Genomic DNA, 21,373 nt, shown 5'->3' with positions numbered 1-21,373 from the left:
CTATTACTTCCTTCCAAATAGTCCGTAACTATTATATTCACTCAAGATTTTTTCATGTTTATCTATTATTCTTTCCATCTTTTCCACATTTTCAGCATCTTCTCTATACTCTATACTCAAACCAATCTGATTTACTGCCTGAATCAGATTGCTGTTGAATTCTGTTTGGTCAAGAAGATACGGACGCGCAGCCGGTCTGATAATAGTTGAAAGAACCTTCTTTAATCCCGCCTTAAATCCGCCGCCGATAAAGCTACCATACTTATAAGAATAATGTGAAGCTGCATCAACTATATGCCTTTTCAACATAAGTACATCAAATCCGTGACTCTCCAAATCTGATGCAGTGCTTATCTGTACATATTTCAGTGGCCTCCCATTGTGTCTGTTATCATCAGCAGTCGATTTGATCTCACGCATTATTATCTTTATATCTAATCCCTGTTTATCCATAATAGTCTCTTCTTAAAGCGTTAATTTTCAACTATAAAACTCTTTATCTTTCTAGTAACAACATCCCAGTCATAATTCTCCAGCACAAACTCCTTACCCTGCTGCCCCATAATCTTCGCCTCAGACTCGTGAGAAAGAATATAATCAACGCATTCCTCAAATTCATAGTAGTCCCCAAAGTAAAGACCACCATTTGAGCGCTTAGCAAATTCCCTTGTCACATCACACTCTTCATGAACCAAAACCGGTCGCTCACAGAGCCAGCTCTCCATAATTACTATGCTGAAACTCTCATGAGTAGATGGCTGACACAGCATACTTGCCGCAGCGTAAGCGTTATACTTATCCTGGATATCGACAAAGCCAAGATCAATGACATCCTCTTTAACAGATGGCGGAATAGGAATCTGTCCACCGCCTATCAGCACCAGCTTCAGATCAGAACTATCATTCCTGTATTTGTACTCAGCAAAATAGTTAAGGAGAACATCCACATTCTTGCCAACATCTTTCCTACCGGCGTAAAGGATGAACGGCTCTTTTATCCCAAACTTCTCTCTAAATGCCTCCGCATCATATTCAAACTTTGTCTCAACTCCGGTTCCGATAACAACCTCAGGGATCCCTGAAAAATCGAATACCTTATGGGCTGTCTCTTTCTCAGGCTCTGCCAGATAGATGATACCCTTCACGGATTCGAATGCCTTTTTATAAATATCCATATGGATATAGGCTTCTTCATGAAAGCATGGGATTATCACCGCCTTCTCAGGGCAAACCAGAATACCGTAATAAGTCGTTCCAAACATATAAGGAATATAAACAAATGCATCATACTCAGCACGGTGATCAGCGATATATTTATAAAGCGCAGGACTATTTACCATCTCCTGCATGAAGACTTCTTCTTCAGCAGGTGTAACTTTCTGCCCCTGTATGAGCTTAGCATTAACTCTGTCAAACGCCTTGGTGTCCCGTTTCCTGACCTTGAATCTTCTGACAGGAATTCCTCCGACATTATCTACTCCGCTCTTATAATAATTCTTATTCCAGTCAGCAGTGAACTGCTGCACGCAGGTAGTCAGAACCTCAATATCAACTCCGGCTTCCTTTAAATGCAGAATTATCCCGCGAAGCGCTGTCTCAGCACCCCCCGGGATATTATCACCATACCATGGACTTACAAAAGCAATTTTACTCATTCTCTTCCTTTGCTCCACGGCGATCTAATACATATAAAACAACTGTTGCTGCCAGGAATATAGCCATCACTCCCAGGCACAAATAGCCCCAATGACCAACTCGGTTATTCTCAATCCTTGATATATGGAGTTTAGTAACTGTCAGCTGTGCTCCTTCAGTATTAGTAAAAATACGAAACTCAGCAGCTGCAGGATGGTTTACACCATCAAAATAAAACTCTCCCTGAACCTCATTTTCACCCTCATGAATAACAGTATCAAACTGACACTCCTCCGGATCAAAACCGGTTGTAGCTATATCCACACATACATTTGCAGCGGATACACCCTCTAACTCTGCAATGAACTTAGCCTTAAATCCCTGTCCCGACATAAGGCTCACAGGAGCATGAATAACTCTGGTTCCAAAGGCCGTCATTCTAAAACCTCTATTACCATAGGGAAGTGTCTGCAATTCCTCTCCGGTTGCATAATCAGTGAGTATCATACTCTTGTTACCACGAACCGGAGCATCCGTACTATACGCCAGGCAAAAACCCACCAGCGCCAGATATGCTATGAATGCACAAACCACCATTCTAAATTTGCGTTTTCTAATTAATTCCATTCTTACCTCAATCATTGTAGCTGCACCAAAAATGCCAGCAACAAACATTCTTTAGTTCTTTAAATCCAAATTCAGATTATATCACATCAGTAGCCTTTTTGCATTATCAAGCATACGAGCCTCATCTACCCCTAATCTATCGTAGAAAAATCTGTTGTCTGATAGCCTCCTTATGGAACTTACGAATCTACTCTCTTCAGCCATGAAAATCTGCCATAATTTATCATCATAGCCGTACTTTTCCTTTACTTCTGCAATTGGCAGAACTTGCTCCATCTCAGGAATATTCACATAGCTATAAAAAACTGCCCTGTACATTGCATATTTAGCCGGAAAATTCTCCCTTGAAAACTCCTGATCAAAGAAATAAATCTTCCCATCTATATAGAAACAGTTCATGGGCATCATTTCCATATATACCTTTTTTAGAATCGGTCCCCAATTTAATTCTCTGTTATCTGAATATTCAAGGATTTTATTTTGAGATTCCGGAACTTCATCAGATGACTGCAATATCATAGTCCACAGCCGCTCAAAAATATCAGCAATCTTATTTCTATCATCCGATATGGTTCTCATATGGTCCATAAGCGCAGGTGCAGTAATATAGGGCATACTTATGATATCACTCTTAAGCTCATGATCTATAACAGGCAGTCCCCTATCCTTCATCTCACAAACATTCCGAAAAACCTCTTGTATACTTTTTCCCCCTTCAGAATAAAGAGGTTTCTTCTCTACCTCATCACCCTTAATTACCGTTGTAAGCGCAGCTTCCGGTCCACGATCTGTTGTCAGCGCCACGAAAGTTATAGGAGACAACTCCGAACCTTCCCCTTGCATGCACTCAACCAAAAATGAATTCGCCACAAAGGGAAATGCTCCGTTGTCAATGATATCAGAATACAGCTTCTTCTCATCCGCTATAAGAGACCTGTTATCATCGTGATAAAACAGAACTCTCTCGCCAATGTTCTTCTGCGGAAGATAATCATCCGTGTAAACCTGAAGAGGAAATCTATAGTCAGGAAGCGGATAAAATAACTTATGCTGAGTTAGACCAACTCCATCTAATAGCTCTAATAATTCATTTCTACTAAATGGATACCCCTGCGCACTTGAAACGGCATTACTATCTACTCCATGAACACCAAAAAACGGCAGCCCGGATACATCCTCTTTCTCACCGCAAAGATACTTAAGCCCATAACGATTCTCAGTAGCAATAAGCATCTTTCCTTCCGGAGAAAGAATTTGCCTAAGTCCATCTAAAAACTTAGCATGCCCTGATGTTAACTGTTCAAGAACACCTGTAAGAACTATATAGTCAAACCTGTCGTTCCCGCCAAAGTTCTCAAAAAATGCATCTATTCTCGATTCATCTTCCGAAACAGCCTTGTAAAAATCTCTGTCAGAATTAATTGTCACTCCGGGTAACGCATAACTCATAACATCAAGATTATCACGGCATTTATAGCGTTCCCTTATCGCCTCAGCACGGAACTCATTCTCAGCAATAGTCGTAACATGAACGCATCTCTCACAAAAAAGTCCGGTAAGGGCTCCAAATCCCGCGCCAATCTCTAGAAGTCTTGCACCTTCCTTAAACTCATACCAGTTATACAGAGACTTCCTCATCTCCGACAGATGATAGAAATATATAAGTTCCTGCTCATCCTTTATGTCCGCATCAAAGATTCCCGAAGTGTTGTTATTTATATAATTCCTTATGTTTGTTCCAACGCCCATATCCTAATTTCCCGCTTATCCGACATACCAATAAGACTAATTATAAAAATATAAATCTTACAATAATAAAATATAGTGATATTCCCACAGTAAGCGCACAAACAAGCTTATTGCAGTTGAACCCGTCACCCGTTCCGTTAACGCAGCCATCTATCGCATCACATATTGACTTTGCATATTGCCTGTTTTCTACAAGGATCGCTGCCACCTTACTCCGTATAAGTTCAACGATTGTGCCTACACCCCATACGGTTACAATCACCCCTAATGTATATAGCATCCGCGTTTTACCATGCAGAATCTCAGCATAATGATTTGCCTTAAATACATTCTGCCACAAGTAATCATACCAGATCGGCACCTGATGAAAGCAATATATTCCAAGTACTGTAGTCGCAAGTTTATTTACAATTTTAGACTGCTTAACATTCACGTTCAGGAAGAAAAAGAATAAAGAGAATGCCATGAGTAGATTGGGAATAGTCTGAAATCTGGCTCTGTACAGTTCTCCATATGCTGCAAGCAGATGCATCCCCCTCTTAGCAGCAATTGCACATGCGCCTGTAACCAGAAACAAGAAAATAACAAATACAAGGCCTGCTATTTTAGCCTTTGGTATTTTTATCTCATAATGCCTTATATACCCTGTAAGTACATAAATAAAAATCATAGGCCATATATCATGATAGAAAAAGCCCAGTTCTCTTGTAATAGTGGAATACAAGCATTGCAGAATGAACATCCACAGCAGAAAAAACAGCACCAGATTCTTTGGTGCCTTTTTTATAAACAGGTTAAGAAGTGGCATCAATAATAGCAGAACGATAAAATATGCCGCAAACCATAATTGGCTGTACTCAAAAGGAAAAAGCGCCATTAAAAGATCATTTTTTCCGGCCAGCCCCTTAAAATATAAATACACTGTTATCGGAACTGTATACATAATTAAAGTCAGCCACACATGCACAAGTTTCATCATCTTGAATTTTTTATTTACTGAAAACCATGCACTAATAATAATAAAAACACTACATGCGACCCTTGAAAGGCTATTGAGGGATGCATAAAAGAAGCACCTTCCCAAACTCCCACCTTCATAGATTCCGCTCTGCCCAACAAAGTGATTACTTATAATAAAAAAAATGCAGATCAAACGGAGCAATTCAAGATTAGAACTCCTTATTGTCTTAGTTTCCAAATATCATTCTCCTCATATCCTCAATACTTAATTATGGGCAATAAACAATTGACACGACATTTTTCACCTCATTATATATTGGCAGAAATCACTCTCTTCAGCATCACCTCTGAAATTTGTGGCAATTACCATAAGTTCTTCTTCCGTAGCAGTAGAAGCATACACCTCTGTTTGGTTTAGATAACTCTGTCGTGTTTGCTGTATGGTTCTATTTATTTCATGAATAGGAGTAATTGACCCAATCAGTAAAATAATGCAAATGGACGTTGCGACAACAATATCTTTTCCTTGCCACGCTTTAATTAAAGTCGCAGTTACAAGTAAAAATAGTACAACTTGTCCAGGTATGCACGCACGCATACAATAGTCGCTTTCATATCCCACCTGTACCAACGGGCATGTACAAAGAACCAGCATCGCAATATATAATAACGGATTATTCTTTTGATATTTAAAAATCGCCACCAAATACACTCCTATCTCAAGCAAAAGAAATAAAACAACACAAAATGTGAATCCTCGCCTATAAGGTATTTTTGCAGGAATGAAAACAATATATTGACCACTTGAATTTGACTTATAATATAAGTATGTCAATATGCCAGTTATTCCACCTCCCAAAACATTTTCAATAGAAAACAAGTCTCGAAACACCTTTTGATAGTCTTTGTAGCTAATACCATTTCGTACAACAATGTAAGCCACAAATGGGAGCAATCCAATAAACGGAAACGGGCAAAAAATCAAACCTATTCCTAAATAAAAAATGACGTATCGATTTTTACTAGACAAAATAATTAACAATATGAGAATCCATGCTGGAATTGACTGATTAAACACCCAAAACAACTGAGTCGTAAAACTTGAAAACTGTGACGGTGCAGCCCACCACTCTAAATGATCCCCTGTAAAAATAGAAACAGCCTGTCCATCAACAAGTGCCTTTCCAATGACATCTAATCCACTAAAAAAAATGAATATTATTAGTGGGGCTAAAGATATTTTTTTAAAATAGCAACATATAAGCAAATAGAACAAGAATATGCCCAACACCGCCCATACAGCCTGAAAGCAATATCCAGCTGCAAGACCAAATAGTTTCCCTATTAGAGCTGCGGGAAGCCAAAATCCAATATAGTACACAAGCATGAATTGATTTGATTGTCCATCCTGTATATATTCTTTGACAATCGGCCATCTATTATTTACAAGCATCTCAAAAATCGCATTTCTATATATATGGTCAACGTTCTGAAAAACAAACTTTCCAATTCCTGAAAAATATACCCATAACGTTATAATTATTATCGCAAATATTATTACTTCTTTTTCTTTTTTTCCAATTATTGGTAATTCGAGAGAATTTTCTTTATCTCTTAATGCTCTAAATATCACAAATGCAATAATTGCAATCGCCGGTACTGAAATAAACGGCTTTACCCATGTTAAAATGAATATGATAATAGGAAGTGATAGATATATCACCACCCCCCCATATAATTTTTTTGAATGTTCAGTCATCATCTACATCCCACCTTTCAACTATATTGTTTTTTATAATATAAACATTGTCTGCTAATCACGCTAATTATCTATCTGATTTCGAATTCGCCATACGAGCTTCTTATCACAAATCCATGAGCCGAAATTACGAATTAATTACATTTTTATCATAATAAAAATATGATAAAATTTTATCGTAACTTTTGATATTCACAGATGCATATACCAACATTAAAAGAAACATGATACAAATAAAACAATTATCAATATACGTTATATCGCTCATATCCATAATCATATCTGTATCTTTACCTATGTATCAATATTTCCATTATCATAATCCCGTAAGAATCAAGCTATCAGATTATCCTGAATTACCTGCATCTGAAGCAATATATAAAATAGAACAATCTTATTCCAAAAATCCGGATTATAATTACATATCCGGTTATATATATGCTATTGGTCATTCTACAGAAGCCTTTAATAGTAAACTTGTTCTGTATAACGATAATCTAGAATACGCATATTACTATAATCTCAGCATGGTAGAACGCCCGGACCTTCTGTCAGAAACTGATATTACAAACTATACGTATTGTGGTTTCGAGAGAGATTTAGATATTCGAATTCTTAAATCCGATAATCTTAAAATAGGTTTTCTTATAAACATCGATAATACTATGATGTTAATCAAAACCAACCAGCCTTATTCAATAGTGGAGACCCCTTAATATGCAAAACATTAAAAAAGTAATATCCCAACATTTCCATGAAGTGATATTCTTCATCATAATCTTCATCTACCACATCTTTATCAAAGAATATTCCGGTGACTCATTGGGAAGTTATGCACATTTTCTTGATGATCATTCTTTATTGTGGGCTCTAAACTACAGATTTATGAATTGGACTTCAAGAGTACTTATTGATCTTCCAATTATTCTTATTGCCCACAATCAGCATATTATTATTTGGAAGTTTCTTGATATCATTATGTTTTGCATTCTACAACACGGTTTTCTGTATCTCACAGACAAAAGACATCCATCGCTGGTTACCGGTCTTTTATTATTGTATCCGCTTTCAAATCTTTCATCAGCGGGATGGATTGCCACAACAATTAATTATTTGTGGCCTGCAGCGCTTGGTTCTATTGCGTTGTGCCTTACAAAGTATGCAATACATAAAAAACCTATCCCCCTAAGAATTGTAATTCCGGGAATCATCTGCACAATACTCGCCACAAACTTCGAAACCCTGGCACTGTTTTTCTTCATTGTACTTAGCTATATATTTATAAAAATGTTGATTTCAAAAAAATATACCACAACCTCAGCATGTATAATTCTGGTACAACTTTTAGTTAGTGCAGCAAATATACTTATAGCCTATTTATGCCCAGGCAACACAGCAAGAAAAGCCGTCGAAATAAGATGGATGCATGATTTTCTGACACTGACCCTTATTGACAAGATCTCACTTGGAATCACATCAACGCTCTCGTACGCTGTGCAATACAGTATCTTATGCGTATTTATGTTCTGCATCTTGTTCATCGGAGTATGTAGAAGCAACATCCCAAACAAAAAACACATGCTAATATTATCCGCTATAGCCCCCACTATCTTCTTCTCAAAGACAATTTTTGCAGCAGTATCAAATCTGTTTATTCCAGCCATCAATTCTCTTTTTGACTATGCCGGGAAAATTACTAATACCAATTATAGATTCGCCTCATCATATTTGACTTTTGTTCTTTCAACTATAATAATTGCCGGAACACTCATTACAATTATGGTCATTTTCAATGACTATAGCAGAGCATTACTATTATCCATAATATTCATTGGTGGCTTATCAACCAGGCTGATACTAGGTTTCTCCCCCTCATTGTATGCTTCAGGATATCGTACCTTTTTCTTCTTTGAACTCGTTTGTTTGTATCTGATTACATGTACATATGATGAGATAATAGCATCTACCCTAAAATTGTACAAAAACATAAATATGATATTATCAATTGCTTTTCGGGTAGCGTGTGTTCTAGCCATTATCTCAAACTTTATGACCGTATGCTCTCATCTATAATTACAGCTCTCTTTTTTCTATCATTAACCAGATTTATTATAATAATAGCAATTACTACAGTCATTGACGCTAATGAAATCCATGCTCCTAATATCATTACCATCGGCTTATACTCTAACGTTATAACATGCTCCCCCTTTGGTATTGGCAGTGCTCTTCTACTATAATCTGCCTCAATTATATTTGTCTTTTTTCCATCAACATACGCTTCCCATCCTGGCGTATAACATTCGGCCAAAACCATAATCCCAGCCGCATCTGTTTCACATGTTAGTTCAATCCTATTATTTGAATAATTATCAACTTCAATTTTATATTGGTGCTCTTTGTCGCCATTCTTTACTATATTATAATTCTCTATCTCATCATCACTAGTGTTAAGAAAGGCCACCTTCGAAAGATCAACATTGGTACTGTTCATTTGTTCAAATATATTTTCATTATCATCATAAAGGCAATAATCATATGTCATCCATCCTAATCCCTTATAATTATCATTTGAATATATCAACACATCATTAGGTTCGCCCTCATTAAATGAATCATGAAGCTTTTTTTCAGTGTAGTAAGAGAATCCATTTTCATTCAGTTGTTTAACATATTCTTCCCAATTGCCTTCAGGATCCTTTTTTATCAATACATATTTAGTAGCATAAAGAAGCGATTTCTTACTACTGTCCTGAATATTCCAATATAACCTTAATACCTTATCATAAATTGGCTCCCAATACCCCGGTACATAATATCTACCAATATCAACAGAGCTATCCAACGAAAGAGCCGTCTCACCCAGCCAATCAATTCTATAAATTGTATTATCTGCCTTCTCATCCAATACATCAAACAATGATGAATATTCTGACTTAACTCTTTCAAACTTTTCTGATGCTTCAGTAATTGTCATTCTACTATCATCCGACACAAGACCATAATGTATTATGAAAGACGATGCCCCAAACAAACAGACAGCAATACTGATCATTATCGATTTGAACTTTACATTACTAATTTTTTCTCCTAAAACAACAGCAATTATAATCAATATCAAACCTATTAGTGACATTAAAACACGAATATTATACTGACTCTTTGTAAAAGAACATATCATTATACCTAAAACTAAACATAAGCATAATGGCTTGCAAGATATACTATCTGTATTTCTATTAATAATTATCCGAATTAGTGCCTCGATGCCAAAGGCCATTAGTCCAGTTATTGCTATGGGCATTGCACACTCATAAATTCTTAACTCCCTAATCATGGATACTGCCGGTAAAATATTGTATATTTCAGGCACCAAAACACCAGTTTCGGAAAATAAGACTAATACATATATTGTGGAAAAAAAAGAATGAAAAATTTTTTTATATTGATTCTCAAATTCCTTTGAAAAAAGACCCAAAACAAGTAGTATTGCCATGCCAAGCAATATATGAGAATATCCTGTACGAGCCCCCAAATACTGCTGCAAAGTTTCGATACCCCCCATATCTTTATAGTACTCGCTAACAGGCATCTTATCTCTCACATATATCATGCCATAATCAATGGTATATCTCATTTGATTTTTGTTTTGAGCTAGGATTGGAAGCAAATAAACTGCCGACATCATAACTCCCAAACCGATCGGTAACGCAAACTGTAAAAATACTTTTACTAATTCTAATATATTTGGAATTAAAGCCCCTTTTCTTACAGTAACCGTGCTCAGAATTGAAACTATCATAGACAATCCCAATATACACAGCCCGAGAACCGCACCTTGCGCTAATTGTTGCATCAAAAACAACCCAATAAACAATGAAGAAAACGCATTATATACATTAATAACCTTGTTCGATTTCATGCTTAGCAACAGCATGCAAAGAATAACCGGAATCCAGTTTAATTGTGGAAAATAATAGATTCCTATACATGTATCTAAAAAATATAATAAGGCATCTCCTCCTATTACCGATGCAAAACTCACATCTTTAGTAAACCCCAAATTATTTAGTAAAGCATAAAACCCTAAGCCTCCTATTACAACATGAAAAAATTCATATATTCCAAAGGCCTCCAACGGAAGTGAATCCATATTTCTAAAGAAAGAAGCAATTATAATTGATGGGGGATAAAATATACCCGAAAAATTATGTATTCCTGAAATTCCTCCCCAAAAATTTGGATTCCACAATCTCAGTTCTCCATACTTTAATGCACTATGCACTCCTGATAAATTGCTTCCAAAAATATATGCATCAAAATCACCATCCAAATTTACCAGTCTACGCGAAAACACAAATACATATGAACAGAAAATAATAGTTACGCAAAAAACAATATGAATGAACACACTTCTTCTCTTCTCTGTGGACATATATGTTTTCCTCTCCTACATTATCAAATCAATATAATTATCCAACAAAAAAATTACTGCTATACAGATTAGTCAACACTATTATTTGGTTTTATCTCATATATTGCATATAAATCAACATCAACATTACTTCGATCAAACCCTGATGAAAGTCGTTCATAATCTACATCACTTGTATCAACTCTAGTAAATACAGCATCTAATTTGTTTTGCAAATATGCAATAGAAGCCCCATCTATTCTATAGCCTGATATAAAGAAACCCTTATCCGGTAAGCCCTTAGAATTATTTACAACATCATAAATATCATACATATTTTTGTCTAAAAAAATGGTAACATTGGGTTCCTGCCACCATCCGGCTGTAAACAGCACAGCTTCATCTGGAAGATTATCGACTTCAGTCAAAAACTGGTTCATTAGTTGGACTTCATATGTGTCTTCCGTTTCTTTATTTAAGTATGTATTGAAATTCCGCTCGATTGTACTAATAGGATTTACCCAAAAAACAAGCATAATCCATACAACAAAACACGAAGTTGCAAATATACTATTTCTTTCATAATTATTTTTTATATAAATAATTATGAAATATAGAAAATAAAAGACACATATTCTTACCAAAACTTCGTTTACTTCATGCCGTCTTGCATAAACCAATCCGCTTCCGCCAAAGAAAATAAAATATATTATAAGCGAGGCCCCACATATTCCAATAATTGACATCGTTAATGGCCCGGAATTACTCTCCCGTTCTTTTTTTATATGTAAATATATATATGCTATCTCAGGAAGAATTAACATACATACGCAAATGAACTTATCACACCCAGTAAAAATCTCACTTAAATACTCTATCTTATCAAATACGCTGTAACTAATATCGACCCCGCTGGATTGATTGAGCATATTAAACCATTCATTTTTCCACCATTCTACATAATCTATCCATCCACCAAGTTGATACAATTTAAATGAATCCAAAATACAAAATCCAATTATCATTCCAATAATAAGGCAAAAGAAGCCTTTTCTTTTAACATTTTTCAAGAAAAATGTTTCAAATAACATTAGTCCAATATAGCTTACTAAAGGAAAAATCATGGAACTTTTTGTTAAAAAGGCAGCAATAAGACAAAATCCCGCTGTAACAATAAATACATATCTCTGCTCATTATCAAGATATAGTTTCAAGCATAGAAAAGATAGCAGCAAGAAAAACAAAGCTGCAATCTCACCAATTAGATGTGTTGATATATGATAATAATAGCCATCTGACATAATAATTATTACAGCTATAAAAGCTGAAACGGTATATTTAAAACTACTAATTGACCCCAAGCAACTACTTATAATGATTCCAATAAGCCAAACTGAAAGAATACTATAAATAATAGGGATAATAGATGTTGTCACATAGCTTATGCCAAATATTTTGTAAAGCAATGCTGTTGGTAATAACACCATCTCACCTGTAGTAATCATGTTATAAAACACAATTTCTGACGGATACGAAACCCTATATGTTCCATATCTCATTAAATTTGCTGACACAGTAGCATTATAACCTTCATCATACCCTATCAAACTATGTTGTATATAGTTTAAAAAATCACACCCCATAAAAAGAGATAAAATAGCCAATATTAACACCGCACAGATTATATCCCTTTTTTCGTTCCTGTTCATAAACTCACGTTCCTCTTTTTATATCAGACTCTCATCCCTTTTTTTAAATCATGAAAATCTCCAAGTGCTTTATATCCGATGCCGATAATCCTAGGAATATTTACAGAATTTACACCCGCCGTTCTTGGTTTAAAAGATATCTCTATAAATGTCATTTTTTCTTTATAATAAGCATAATATGTAGTCATCATTATATTGGGTAAATTATAATTCTTTTTCATTTTATAAAGATATTTTTTCACAATTTCACATTTCATAAGTCTGAATGGCGCATTTGCATCAGGAATCCTCACACCAAAATATAATTTAATCAGAAAACAAACTACCTTCTCAACAAATGCCCTATCCTTACCATCTCCTCTTTTAGTTCTGTTTCCAAATATTCCATCATATTCTTTTCGCATTTCCCAAAACTCATCAAATTCATCTGGATTCGTTTGTCCATCAGAATCAGTCTGAAAAATATAATCAATACCATTTTTTATTGCATAATCATAAAGCGCTATAACTTTAGGACCATGAAACTGATTATCATTATCTAAAATATCAAGCTTAGGATATTTTGAAGCTTTCAATTTTAATAATATTTCATGGGTTCTATCACTACTACCTTTATCAGCAATAACCAACCTAGATTCATCACTTTTTCCATCAAGCTTTGGATACCAGGAATCCACTACCTTTTCTATATTATCTTCTTCGTTATATGCTGGCATAACAATATATAATGAATCCATTTTATTGTCTCCTCATTTAAATATTATTCTTTTCTACTTTATATGATATTTTTGATAAAACCTCAGCCCACTATATCCCACTTCACATATCCAAATCCAATACAGCATTCACAGCCTCAATAGAATAGTTCTTCTTGATAAATCCATCACTTCTAGCTGTGATATCAGACCACCATTTTTTATCCTCATAGCAATCCACAACTGTCTTTATCATCTCATCAGCATCAGAGCATACTCTCATTATCCCGTCATCATTTGGAATTCCTTCAGCACCGATGGGGGTTGTTATTACCGGTAATCTGTGATAAATTGCTTCAAGAATTTTACCCTTTACTCCGGCACCATATCGCAAAGGTACAACTGCCAGACGACAATTGTTATATATTTCTTCCAGTTCTTCATCAGAAACAAAACCATGAACAATAATATTGTCATTCGCCATCTGCGTCACTATATCCGGAGTTTTACTGCCAACAATATGCCATTTCATATGAGGATTCTTTTCCAGTATCTTAGGATAGACATTCTCCGCAAACCACAAGACAGCATCCAAATTGGGATGATGGTTAAATCCACCAACAGTTAGAATCCCATCTCTCGTTTCAAAGTCATTAGTGGATTTTTCATACTGCTCATATATATATAGCGGAATATTCCTAATAATTTTATCCTTATAGATATCTTGTAAGTATTTCTGCTCAAAAGTTCCTACAACATGAACTACATCAGATTTTTCTACAAGTTCAAGCTCTATCTTTTTCCACTCCTCAACAGCTTCTAAATGTGAAATATCCCCGGTAACTTCATACTCGCGCTTCTCTCTTATATGGTTTAAGTCATGCGCAAAATAAAACAACTTTGCAGATCCGCACTTTCTAAGATAATCCACATAATTAATTGAAATATGAGGTCTCTGAGTATAGAAATAGTCAAAGTATTCCCCATTGACAGCAAGCCACTTCTTCCAGTTATTACAATAGAAATTGCCATATAGTATCTCTATTCCCTGCTGCGTGATAATAGTTCTATATGGTTCGTCCTTAGCAAAATTATCACCGATAAATGTCACCCTATATCCGCGCTTAACAAACTGCTGAAGATACATATATGTACATCTTCCACCTGCATCATTATCAAAATGAGGTATATAATGATCTATCACAAGGATATGCTTTTTATCATAGCTTCTATCGCGTGCCAAAAAGACATCCTTTCCATTTTCCGGATGAGATGCCAGTTCATCTTTCCACTTTTCATAGAATTTCTTGGCATTAGTCTTCTGATAAGCTTTAATACCTTCAGAAGTATCTGTTCCATTAGATTTGCCCTCAAAGTGAACAACAACCGATTCCGGCTGATAAACAACCTGATATCCTCGCTTTCTAACTTCGAATGCTAAATCAGTATCTTCATAATAGGCCGGAGCAAAGGTATCATCAAATCCGCCTATTTCCTCCCACAATGACTTTCTGATCATAATAGAAGCGCCGGAGATATAATCAACCTCTCTAACATAATTGTACTCCGCGTCCTCCGGATCCTGGTTTCTTCCGTAGTTCCAAGCACTTCCATCCTTCCAGACAATGCCACCTGCTTCCTGAAGCGTTCCATCAGGATAAACCAGTTTTGATCCGACCATACCGACGTCACTGTCTTTATCTAGAATATCTACCAGAGCCGAGAGCCATCCTTTCTGAACCTGTGTGTCATTATTCAGAAAGACTATATATTCACCCTTAGCGTGCTTAGCAGCATTATTGCAATTTCTAAGGAACATAAGGTTTTTTTCATTTCGAATAACCTTCAATCCTCTTACAATATTCGCTATTTCCGCTGTCTCATCATTAGAGCAGTCATCTGCAATAATTACTTCATATTTAACATCTTCGGAATTTCTTTTTATGGATGCAAGACTCTTTTTTGTATATTTATATTGATTATAAACAGGAATTATAATTGAAACCTTTGGATTATCTACCCTCTCAAAAAAAACATTCTCACATTCACCATAACCTATAACATCCGGCTTATACTGACTTTTACATTTATTTAATATACTATTAGGATTCATCCGGCATCCGGCAATTAGTAATAAATCCTCGTCATATCTCTTTTCACTTATAGCAAACGGATTTTTAAATGCATCAAATGCAAGTTTATGCAGTCTTTTTAGATCATACTCACTTTGCTTCTGGCTGCTTTTTATGGGGAATACTTCCAGTATCATCTCAAGACATGATGGTAAATTATAGTATTTCATCCCCATAGATATAGCCCCAACTCCATCAGTATCTATATCACAACCTATATGCAGATGACCTCCTACATTATCAGTACACCTAAGCACACCATTGCAAAGGCTCTTCCCAACTATAACCTTAGCATTATCAAAATCATTCTTTTTAAGAAATTTTCTAATAACTTCCTCCGTCAAAACATCTGAAACCACATAGACATCTTTATCTGAAGCGCATTGCTTCAGTGCTGACAATACTTCCTCGCGCAGTGAAATATGTTTAATTATATCTTCTTCAGATAGCTCAGAGAGCTCATTACCATATCTTATATCTGAACATGTTAAGGCATCCTGAAAATTTACAGATATACTACTTGCACTTGAAAGTGCATTCTCAAACTCTTCACGAGAATGTCCAAACAGATTCAGAGATATCCTAACCAAATTTTCAGCAAGCTCATTAAATCTATTACCATACATATCATATATATCAATATTATATGTACGACATTTCTCATAAATCCTTTTATATATGATCCACGCTGAATCTGCCTGCGCAGCAATTACAATAGCCTTCGCACCAAGCACAGAAACCTCGAACCAATCAAGTACCTTTTTGCCAAAGATAGTCTCACCGGTATGTTTCTCATCCAAAATTCCCAATATAGAATACTCCGGGCAACTCTCTATCATTTTTCTGGCATTTACGCCGGTTCCATAAAGGACAATGTCCTGCCCCACCAGATCTTTTCTTTTTTCTTTAAACGACTCTATTCTGTAATCACTTTCACTTATCATATACTTTTACCTATCCGATATTCCAATCATCATAAACAACTAATTCCTTCATCCCCGAGTAATCAAGCATTCTTGCCATCTCAATTATTCTGAGACTCACATCATTTATATTCTCATTCTTGATATTATAGTCATGATTTAAGTATTCATCAACATAATCCAGTATTCCTCTCTGAACCCTATTCATAGCATCCATCTCTTTGCTACTTCTTTTTTCTTCTCCAAATATCGGATTTCCATCAGCGTCAAATCCATGAAGAGATGGTTCAGGAGATAGCAAAACTGCCTCAAACATCTTATAATTTTCTATAACCCAACTATCTTTTTTTTCAATATAAGGCTTTATATCATATCCCTCGTTATCCTTGCTATATGCGTAGAACCCAGCTAAATCGAATGGTGTAAACACCCCTAATGCTTTCTGACAAGTACCGGAGGATATAAAATCATAGAATGCGTATTTTCGCCCTATAACCATACCAATATTCCCCATATATCTAAGATAATGTTTTTTTATTATCCTTGAGTTTGATTCTATTTCCGGATAATGATCCCATATATACCTAAATATATCATTCTCATAAATCTTGAAATCGTAAGTAAGAATTTTCTCCTCCGGTAAACAAAACTTCTCCTTTAGTATTTTTTCTCCCTTAAGATCGGGCCAACTAGTATTTACTAGAAAATCGAGAACTTCATTATTGCTACTGTTGCAAGCAACAGCCACTTTTCGGGATGTATAAAAGTATTTTCCATCCAACTTTATACTTGTTTTCTTTTTCAATTTCTGAAAAATCTTATATGGAACATACCCATCTCTTGATGAAAACAGCACACCCTCCAGTCCATTTTTTTCTGCTTCATCTATAATCCACTTGGTAAGGCTAAGCATGAATGGTCCAATAAAAAAATATCCTAGAATATAAAGCTGATCATTTCTTCCTTTAGTATTAGACGGAGAATTGTAGATATCAGCAATTCTTCTCCCGAGATATGCCATCTCTTCAGAATAGCGCCATTCAGATGGAACTTCTCCCTCTTTCAAAAAGCGCCTAAACTCTGCCATCCCGGAATCAATATGATAAGTCTCGATTCCTTCTTTTCTGGCACACTCCCCATCTCCAAACTCATTATCACCTATATGTAAAATTCTTGCACCTTTACCAACCTTTTTTATTAGCTCCTGATATAATCCCTCAGACTTGAGCTTACGATAATCACAGGATACTAATATATCTTCATACCCTGTAATATCAAGATTATCAAGAATGTCTCCGAGGACAGCCCCGGGCAAATACATATCCGACACTATGAAAACGCGCTTCCCTGATGCCAGTGCCCACTTGAAACAAAGACAAACTTCTTCTCGTCTAATAAGCACTTCCTTTTCAGTATCTATTTCTGTTTTAAAAAGGAATTCCCTCTGCTCATCCGTAATCTCAGTCATTTGCTGCAGTTGCTCGTAAACTTCATAGATATTTTCGTTTGAAATACCACGTTCAAGCTGCGCAACCCAGCGAAGTCTCCTGAAATTATCGAGATAAATGCCATTTTCTTTAGCTTTATTCTCAACAATGTCAAAAACCATAAGTGGATCCGGGACCGTGCGTGTAATAAGGGTGTCGAAAACATCAAAACTTATTACATCATATTTTTTTGCTTTATTTTTAAAATCATCTATAAAGTTAGTCATATAAACTATTCCAATACAATTTATTTCTTGAAGTCTCTTTCTAGTATCTCCTTAGCAGCATCAAATGAATAATATTTTTGAATCATTTTTGCTGCTTGCTTGGACAATTCTTCAATTCTTTCTTCATCATTGTAAAGTTCTACTATGGTATTAGCAAATCCTTCTGCATCGTTTTTTACAATAATATTTCCAAATTCAGTAGAAATTCCTTCTGCGCCAATATCTGTCGTTATTACCGGAACTCCATAATATGAGGCTTCAACAACTTTACCCTTTACACCAGCTCCAAATCTTAAAGGTGCTACTACTAGCTTTGATTCCAAATAAAGGTCTTTAAGCTTGTCATCGCTAATATTTTCATAAGTTATTATTGACTCATTAGAGATATCATTTTCTTCAAGCAACTCTTTAATTCCTGATCCCACTAATGTCAATTTAATATTGGGAATACTCTTTTGAACCTGTGTAAAAATAACATTTGCAAGCCTTAGTACTGCATCCCTATTAGGCTGATGACCTATACCTCCCACAAACATGATTCCGCTCTTTTCTATATTGTTTTTACTGTTCGCACAGAAAGGAGCATCATAAATATATAATGGGATATTACTTACATTCTGCTTATGCCATTCATCATTTAAGACCTGCTTTTCATATGATCCAACAACATGTATGACATCCGCTTTATTAAACAGAGAGCTTTCTACTTCTTTAAGTCTATCGGATTCTTTTAAATCATCAGGATTATGTGACACATCATATTGACGCATCAACCTTAAATAATGAAGATCATGTGCAAAGTATATTTTACGAGCATTTGGACAACAATTAACCACTGTATCCATCATCATTTGTCCAACTGCAGGTCTCTGAAGATAAACAACAGAAAACTCATTACCATATGCCATAAGCCATAACTTCCAATAGCGTTTATAATTATTTCCAGTAAGACAATGAATGCCAAGCTGTTCTAATTCAGACTGATAAGGTTCCTCCTTCATAAAATGTGTAGAAATGTAATACACTTCATACCCTATACGTTTAAATGTTCTCAAATAATCATATGTACATCTTGCACCTGCATTCCTGTCATATGGAGGAATCCATATATCAGCAACAAGCATTTTTTTACTTTTTTCTGTTGATATCCTAATCAAATCATTTTTATCGCATAGATTTCTAAACTTCTCGATATATCTACTATAAGTATCATACATAAAATTATTGTCAAACTGAGAAAAATTATAATCTACTCTATTTGCAACCTGATATGCTAGTCCGCGTAACCATCCTTCTTTATCACTATTACTTTCTGTACCTAAAAGCAATGCCCCTATCTCGCTAGCCTTTAGCATCTCCAATGCCGGTAACAAATAGTAAGTTTGTATACCATATATTTTGGGGGTAAATACGTCTAGTAGTATATCTGTTCCTATATGGATAATATTTTTACCATACTCATCCAATAACAGCCTGAATGCACCAGAAAAAAAAGTATTTTTTCCCGGGATTTCCCACAGGTCAAATTGTTCCAAATTTACTCCACTGTCATTTCCATCAGGATCATCCTTAATTACTACAATTCTTTTCCCTTCATTCTTTAAACCTACCAAAAAATCAACAGTAGAATTATTCATCAATACTTCATTTCTATTTAAATCCAAGTCCTTATGAAATAATTCTGATTCTCTTATACTTACTGTTCTGCATTCTTTTAATGCCCCCCTAACACTCTCCCAATATTTTTCATTATAGCCAGTTATCTTTAGCTTCGCAGAAATTATTTCTTTTAATAAAACTGATACATCATTACCATACATATCAAAAAGCTCGATGCCATGTGAGTTAACATATGGTAGTAATCTTTGCGCAATACAATATTCCGAATCTATCTGAGCTGCTATTATAATTTTGTTAATTCCAATTGCAACAGCTTCATCTAAACTCAAGATGGGTTTTCCACAAAAAATATTACCATCTTCTTGATTTCTTATTATACAAAGAATAGGAGCATTTTGAATTGTGTTCAAAATGCCCATAGCGTTTTTCCCTGTCCCATATATTGCATATCTATCATTAGAATTCTGATCAAAAAATGATCTTGTTTTTTCGATTCTATATATGTATTCAGAAATCATTTATCCCTCGCTCCTATTACTAATAATGACTCTAGCCATTTCTCATCATAACAATTTGAATCATTTGCCTTAGTATAGTATACATTGTCTTTTTACGATTATTAGAAATTTACTATTATTACCCCATCACGTACAACTATACTTCCTGAATCAGGATAATGTGGCAACTCTTCAATCTCATTTTTAATTTCTTCTGATAGCTCTGACACTTCAATGGTAACAGGATTATAATTTGTCCACAAATACATAAACCCTTTCCAAGCATAAGATCCTGTCATACTTCCCGCATACGGATTGGTAATTATTGGATCCGATATGCCTATATTATGGTTGCTATCTATTTTGGTATTGTCTGCTTTTACAAAACATACCGGCATATCATCATTATAATTGTCCACGTTATGAATATCTGAAATCAATACTGTAAAATACGAAATTGCCTGCTCCTGTTTTATTTCAGCATTCATATACAACAAATTATCATATCTAATCCATAATAAAGAAATAATCACTATATAAGCAGCCACAGCTTTGCCAATAACCAGTCTGAATTTCCCATTTTCTATACCCCCCCACATTATACATATCAAATAGGCGTTTGCGAAACGCCAAAAGCCGCATAAATACGGCATTTTTCTAGCAATAAAAATGAATAACCCCTCACCGGATATGGTACAATAGAATTGACAAGAAACCACTGACCAACACCAAGAAAGGAGTTATTCTGATATATATGATACCATACAAACAGCTTTCTTTGGCTGATATCTTTGCAGATTGCCAAGATAAACTTGAAAATGACAAACCTGCTTTCCTGTCTCTATTAGAAACACATATCGACCTTGATGAAATTATTCCGATTTCTTTTAGAAATCACTTCTATGCATCAACGGGCAGAGCCCGTAAATACCCTCTAAA

Annotated in this window: 14 protein-coding genes and 1 pseudogene; 2 read left to right on the top strand and 13 right to left on the bottom strand. The window is 35.3% G+C overall.

Features of this window, described 5'->3' with window-relative positions:
- Positions 1-3: 3 nt before the first annotated feature.
- From G630_RS0115570 to G630_RS0115545, 6 genes are all read right to left on the bottom strand, one after another.
- On the bottom strand, positions 4-453 hold the full coding sequence (locus G630_RS0115570) for a hypothetical protein (RefSeq protein WP_026499119.1): 450 nt from the start codon (positions 451-453) through the stop codon (positions 4-6).
- 20 nt (positions 454-473) lie between these two features.
- Entirely contained in the window at positions 474-1,655 is a 1,182-nt protein-coding gene (locus tag G630_RS0115565; RefSeq protein WP_026499118.1) for a glycosyltransferase family 4 protein, read from the bottom strand.
- Positions 1,648-2,262, bottom strand: coding sequence for a hypothetical protein (locus G630_RS0115560; RefSeq protein ID WP_155832006.1), 615 nt, complete (start codon positions 2,260-2,262; stop codon positions 1,648-1,650). The genes G630_RS0115565 and G630_RS0115560 overlap by 8 nt, the downstream gene beginning before the upstream one ends.
- 81 nt (positions 2,263-2,343) lie before the next feature.
- Positions 2,344-4,011 carry a class I SAM-dependent methyltransferase gene (locus tag G630_RS0115555; protein ID WP_026499116.1) on the bottom strand — a complete coding sequence of 556 codons (1,668 nt, stop codon included), beginning with the start codon at positions 4,009-4,011 and terminating at the stop codon, positions 2,344-2,346.
- A gap of 40 nt (positions 4,012-4,051) precedes the next feature.
- Positions 4,052-5,173, bottom strand: a complete 1,122-nt coding sequence (locus G630_RS0115550) for an acyltransferase family protein (protein ID WP_256379754.1) — start codon at positions 5,171-5,173, stop codon at positions 4,052-4,054.
- A gap of 99 nt (positions 5,174-5,272) precedes the next feature.
- Positions 5,273-6,733, bottom strand: a complete 1,461-nt coding sequence (locus G630_RS0115545; RefSeq protein WP_026499114.1) for a hypothetical protein — start codon at positions 6,731-6,733, stop codon at positions 5,273-5,275.
- Positions 6,734-7,447: 714 nt separating this feature from the next.
- Here G630_RS0115545 and G630_RS0115535 point away from each other — a divergent pair.
- Positions 7,448-8,803, top strand: coding sequence for a hypothetical protein (locus tag G630_RS0115535; protein ID WP_026499112.1), 1,356 nt, complete (start codon positions 7,448-7,450; stop codon positions 8,801-8,803).
- Here G630_RS0115535 and G630_RS0115530 read toward each other — a convergent pair.
- The 7 genes from G630_RS0115530 to G630_RS0115500 all read right to left on the bottom strand — a co-directional run bounded on the left by G630_RS0115530 (position 8,778) and on the right by G630_RS0115500 (position 20,922).
- A complete protein-coding gene (locus G630_RS0115530; RefSeq protein WP_026499111.1) occupies positions 8,778-11,165 on the bottom strand; it encodes a YfhO family protein in 2,388 nt (795 codons plus the stop codon). The two genes, G630_RS0115535 and G630_RS0115530, sit on opposite strands and share 26 nt — an antisense overlap.
- Positions 11,166-11,233: 68 nt before the next feature.
- On the bottom strand, positions 11,234-12,853 hold the full coding sequence (locus G630_RS0115525) for an ArnT family glycosyltransferase (RefSeq protein WP_026499110.1): 1,620 nt from the start codon (positions 12,851-12,853) through the stop codon (positions 11,234-11,236).
- Positions 12,854-12,876: 23 nt separating this feature from the next.
- The gene (locus G630_RS0115520; RefSeq protein WP_026499109.1) at positions 12,877-13,590 is read right to left on the bottom strand and encodes a glycosyltransferase family 2 protein; all 714 of its coding nucleotides are present in this window, start codon (positions 13,588-13,590) and stop codon (positions 12,877-12,879) included.
- A gap of 82 nt (positions 13,591-13,672) precedes the next feature.
- Complete coding sequence (locus G630_RS22225; protein ID WP_049946254.1) at positions 13,673-16,624, bottom strand: glycosyltransferase; 2,952 nt, start codon at positions 16,622-16,624, stop codon at positions 13,673-13,675.
- A gap of 10 nt (positions 16,625-16,634) precedes the next feature.
- Positions 16,635-18,317, bottom strand: a complete 1,683-nt coding sequence (locus tag G630_RS0115510; RefSeq protein ID WP_026499108.1) for a hypothetical protein — start codon at positions 18,315-18,317, stop codon at positions 16,635-16,637.
- Between the two features lie 20 nt (positions 18,318-18,337).
- A complete protein-coding gene (locus tag G630_RS0115505; protein WP_026499107.1) occupies positions 18,338-20,455 on the bottom strand; it encodes a glycosyltransferase family 4 protein in 2,118 nt (705 codons plus the stop codon).
- Between the two features lie 101 nt (positions 20,456-20,556).
- Positions 20,557-20,922 carry a hypothetical protein gene (locus G630_RS0115500; RefSeq protein WP_155832005.1) on the bottom strand — a complete coding sequence of 122 codons (366 nt, stop codon included), beginning with the start codon at positions 20,920-20,922 and terminating at the stop codon, positions 20,557-20,559.
- A 266-nt stretch (positions 20,923-21,188) separates the two neighbouring features.
- Here G630_RS0115500 and G630_RS0115495 point away from each other — a divergent pair.
- Positions 21,189-21,373, top strand: a pseudogene (locus tag G630_RS0115495) (ISNCY family transposase); the annotation flags it as partial.

It is taken from the genome of Butyrivibrio sp. WCD2001 (genome assembly GCF_000424485.1).
Taxonomy (GTDB): domain Bacteria; phylum Bacillota; class Clostridia; order Lachnospirales; family Lachnospiraceae; genus Butyrivibrio.
The sequence above is the reverse complement of the archived record's forward strand: the minus strand, read 5'-3'. Positions and strand labels throughout refer to the sequence as shown.

What these genes read in the sequence shown, in the direction of transcription:
- G630_RS0115570 (WP_026499119.1), bottom strand. Translation starts at nt 453, where the DNA reads ATGGATAAACAGGGATTAGATATAAAGATAATAATGCGTGAGATCAAA.
- G630_RS0115565 (WP_026499118.1), bottom strand. Translation starts at nt 1,655, where the DNA reads ATGAGTAAAATTGCTTTTGTAAGTCCATGGTATGGTGATAATATCCCG.
- G630_RS0115560 (WP_155832006.1), bottom strand. Translation starts at nt 2,262, where the DNA reads ATGGAATTAATTAGAAAACGCAAATTTAGAATGGTGGTTTGTGCATTC.
- G630_RS0115555 (WP_026499116.1), bottom strand. Translation starts at nt 4,011, where the DNA reads ATGGGCGTTGGAACAAACATAAGGAATTATATAAATAACAACACTTCG.
- G630_RS0115545 (WP_026499114.1), bottom strand. Translation starts at nt 6,733, where the DNA reads ATGATGACTGAACATTCAAAAAAATTATATGGGGGGGTGGTGATATAT.
- G630_RS0115535 (WP_026499112.1), top strand. Translation starts at nt 7,448, where the DNA reads ATGCAAAACATTAAAAAAGTAATATCCCAACATTTCCATGAAGTGATA.
- G630_RS0115530 (WP_026499111.1), bottom strand. Translation starts at nt 11,165, where the DNA reads ATGTCCACAGAGAAGAGAAGAAGTGTGTTCATTCATATTGTTTTTTGC.
- G630_RS0115525 (WP_026499110.1), bottom strand. Translation starts at nt 12,853, where the DNA reads ATGAACAGGAACGAAAAAAGGGATATAATCTGTGCGGTGTTAATATTG.
- G630_RS0115520 (WP_026499109.1), bottom strand. Translation starts at nt 13,590, where the DNA reads ATGGATTCATTATATATTGTTATGCCAGCATATAACGAAGAAGATAAT.
- G630_RS22225 (WP_049946254.1), bottom strand. Translation starts at nt 16,624, where the DNA reads ATGATAAGTGAAAGTGATTACAGAATAGAGTCGTTTAAAGAAAAAAGA.
- G630_RS0115510 (WP_026499108.1), bottom strand. Translation starts at nt 18,317, where the DNA reads ATGACTAACTTTATAGATGATTTTAAAAATAAAGCAAAAAAATATGAT.
- G630_RS0115505 (WP_026499107.1), bottom strand. Translation starts at nt 20,455, where the DNA reads ATGATTTCTGAATACATATATAGAATCGAAAAAACAAGATCATTTTTT.
- G630_RS0115500 (WP_155832005.1), bottom strand. Translation starts at nt 20,922, where the DNA reads ATGAATGCTGAAATAAAACAGGAGCAGGCAATTTCGTATTTTACAGTA.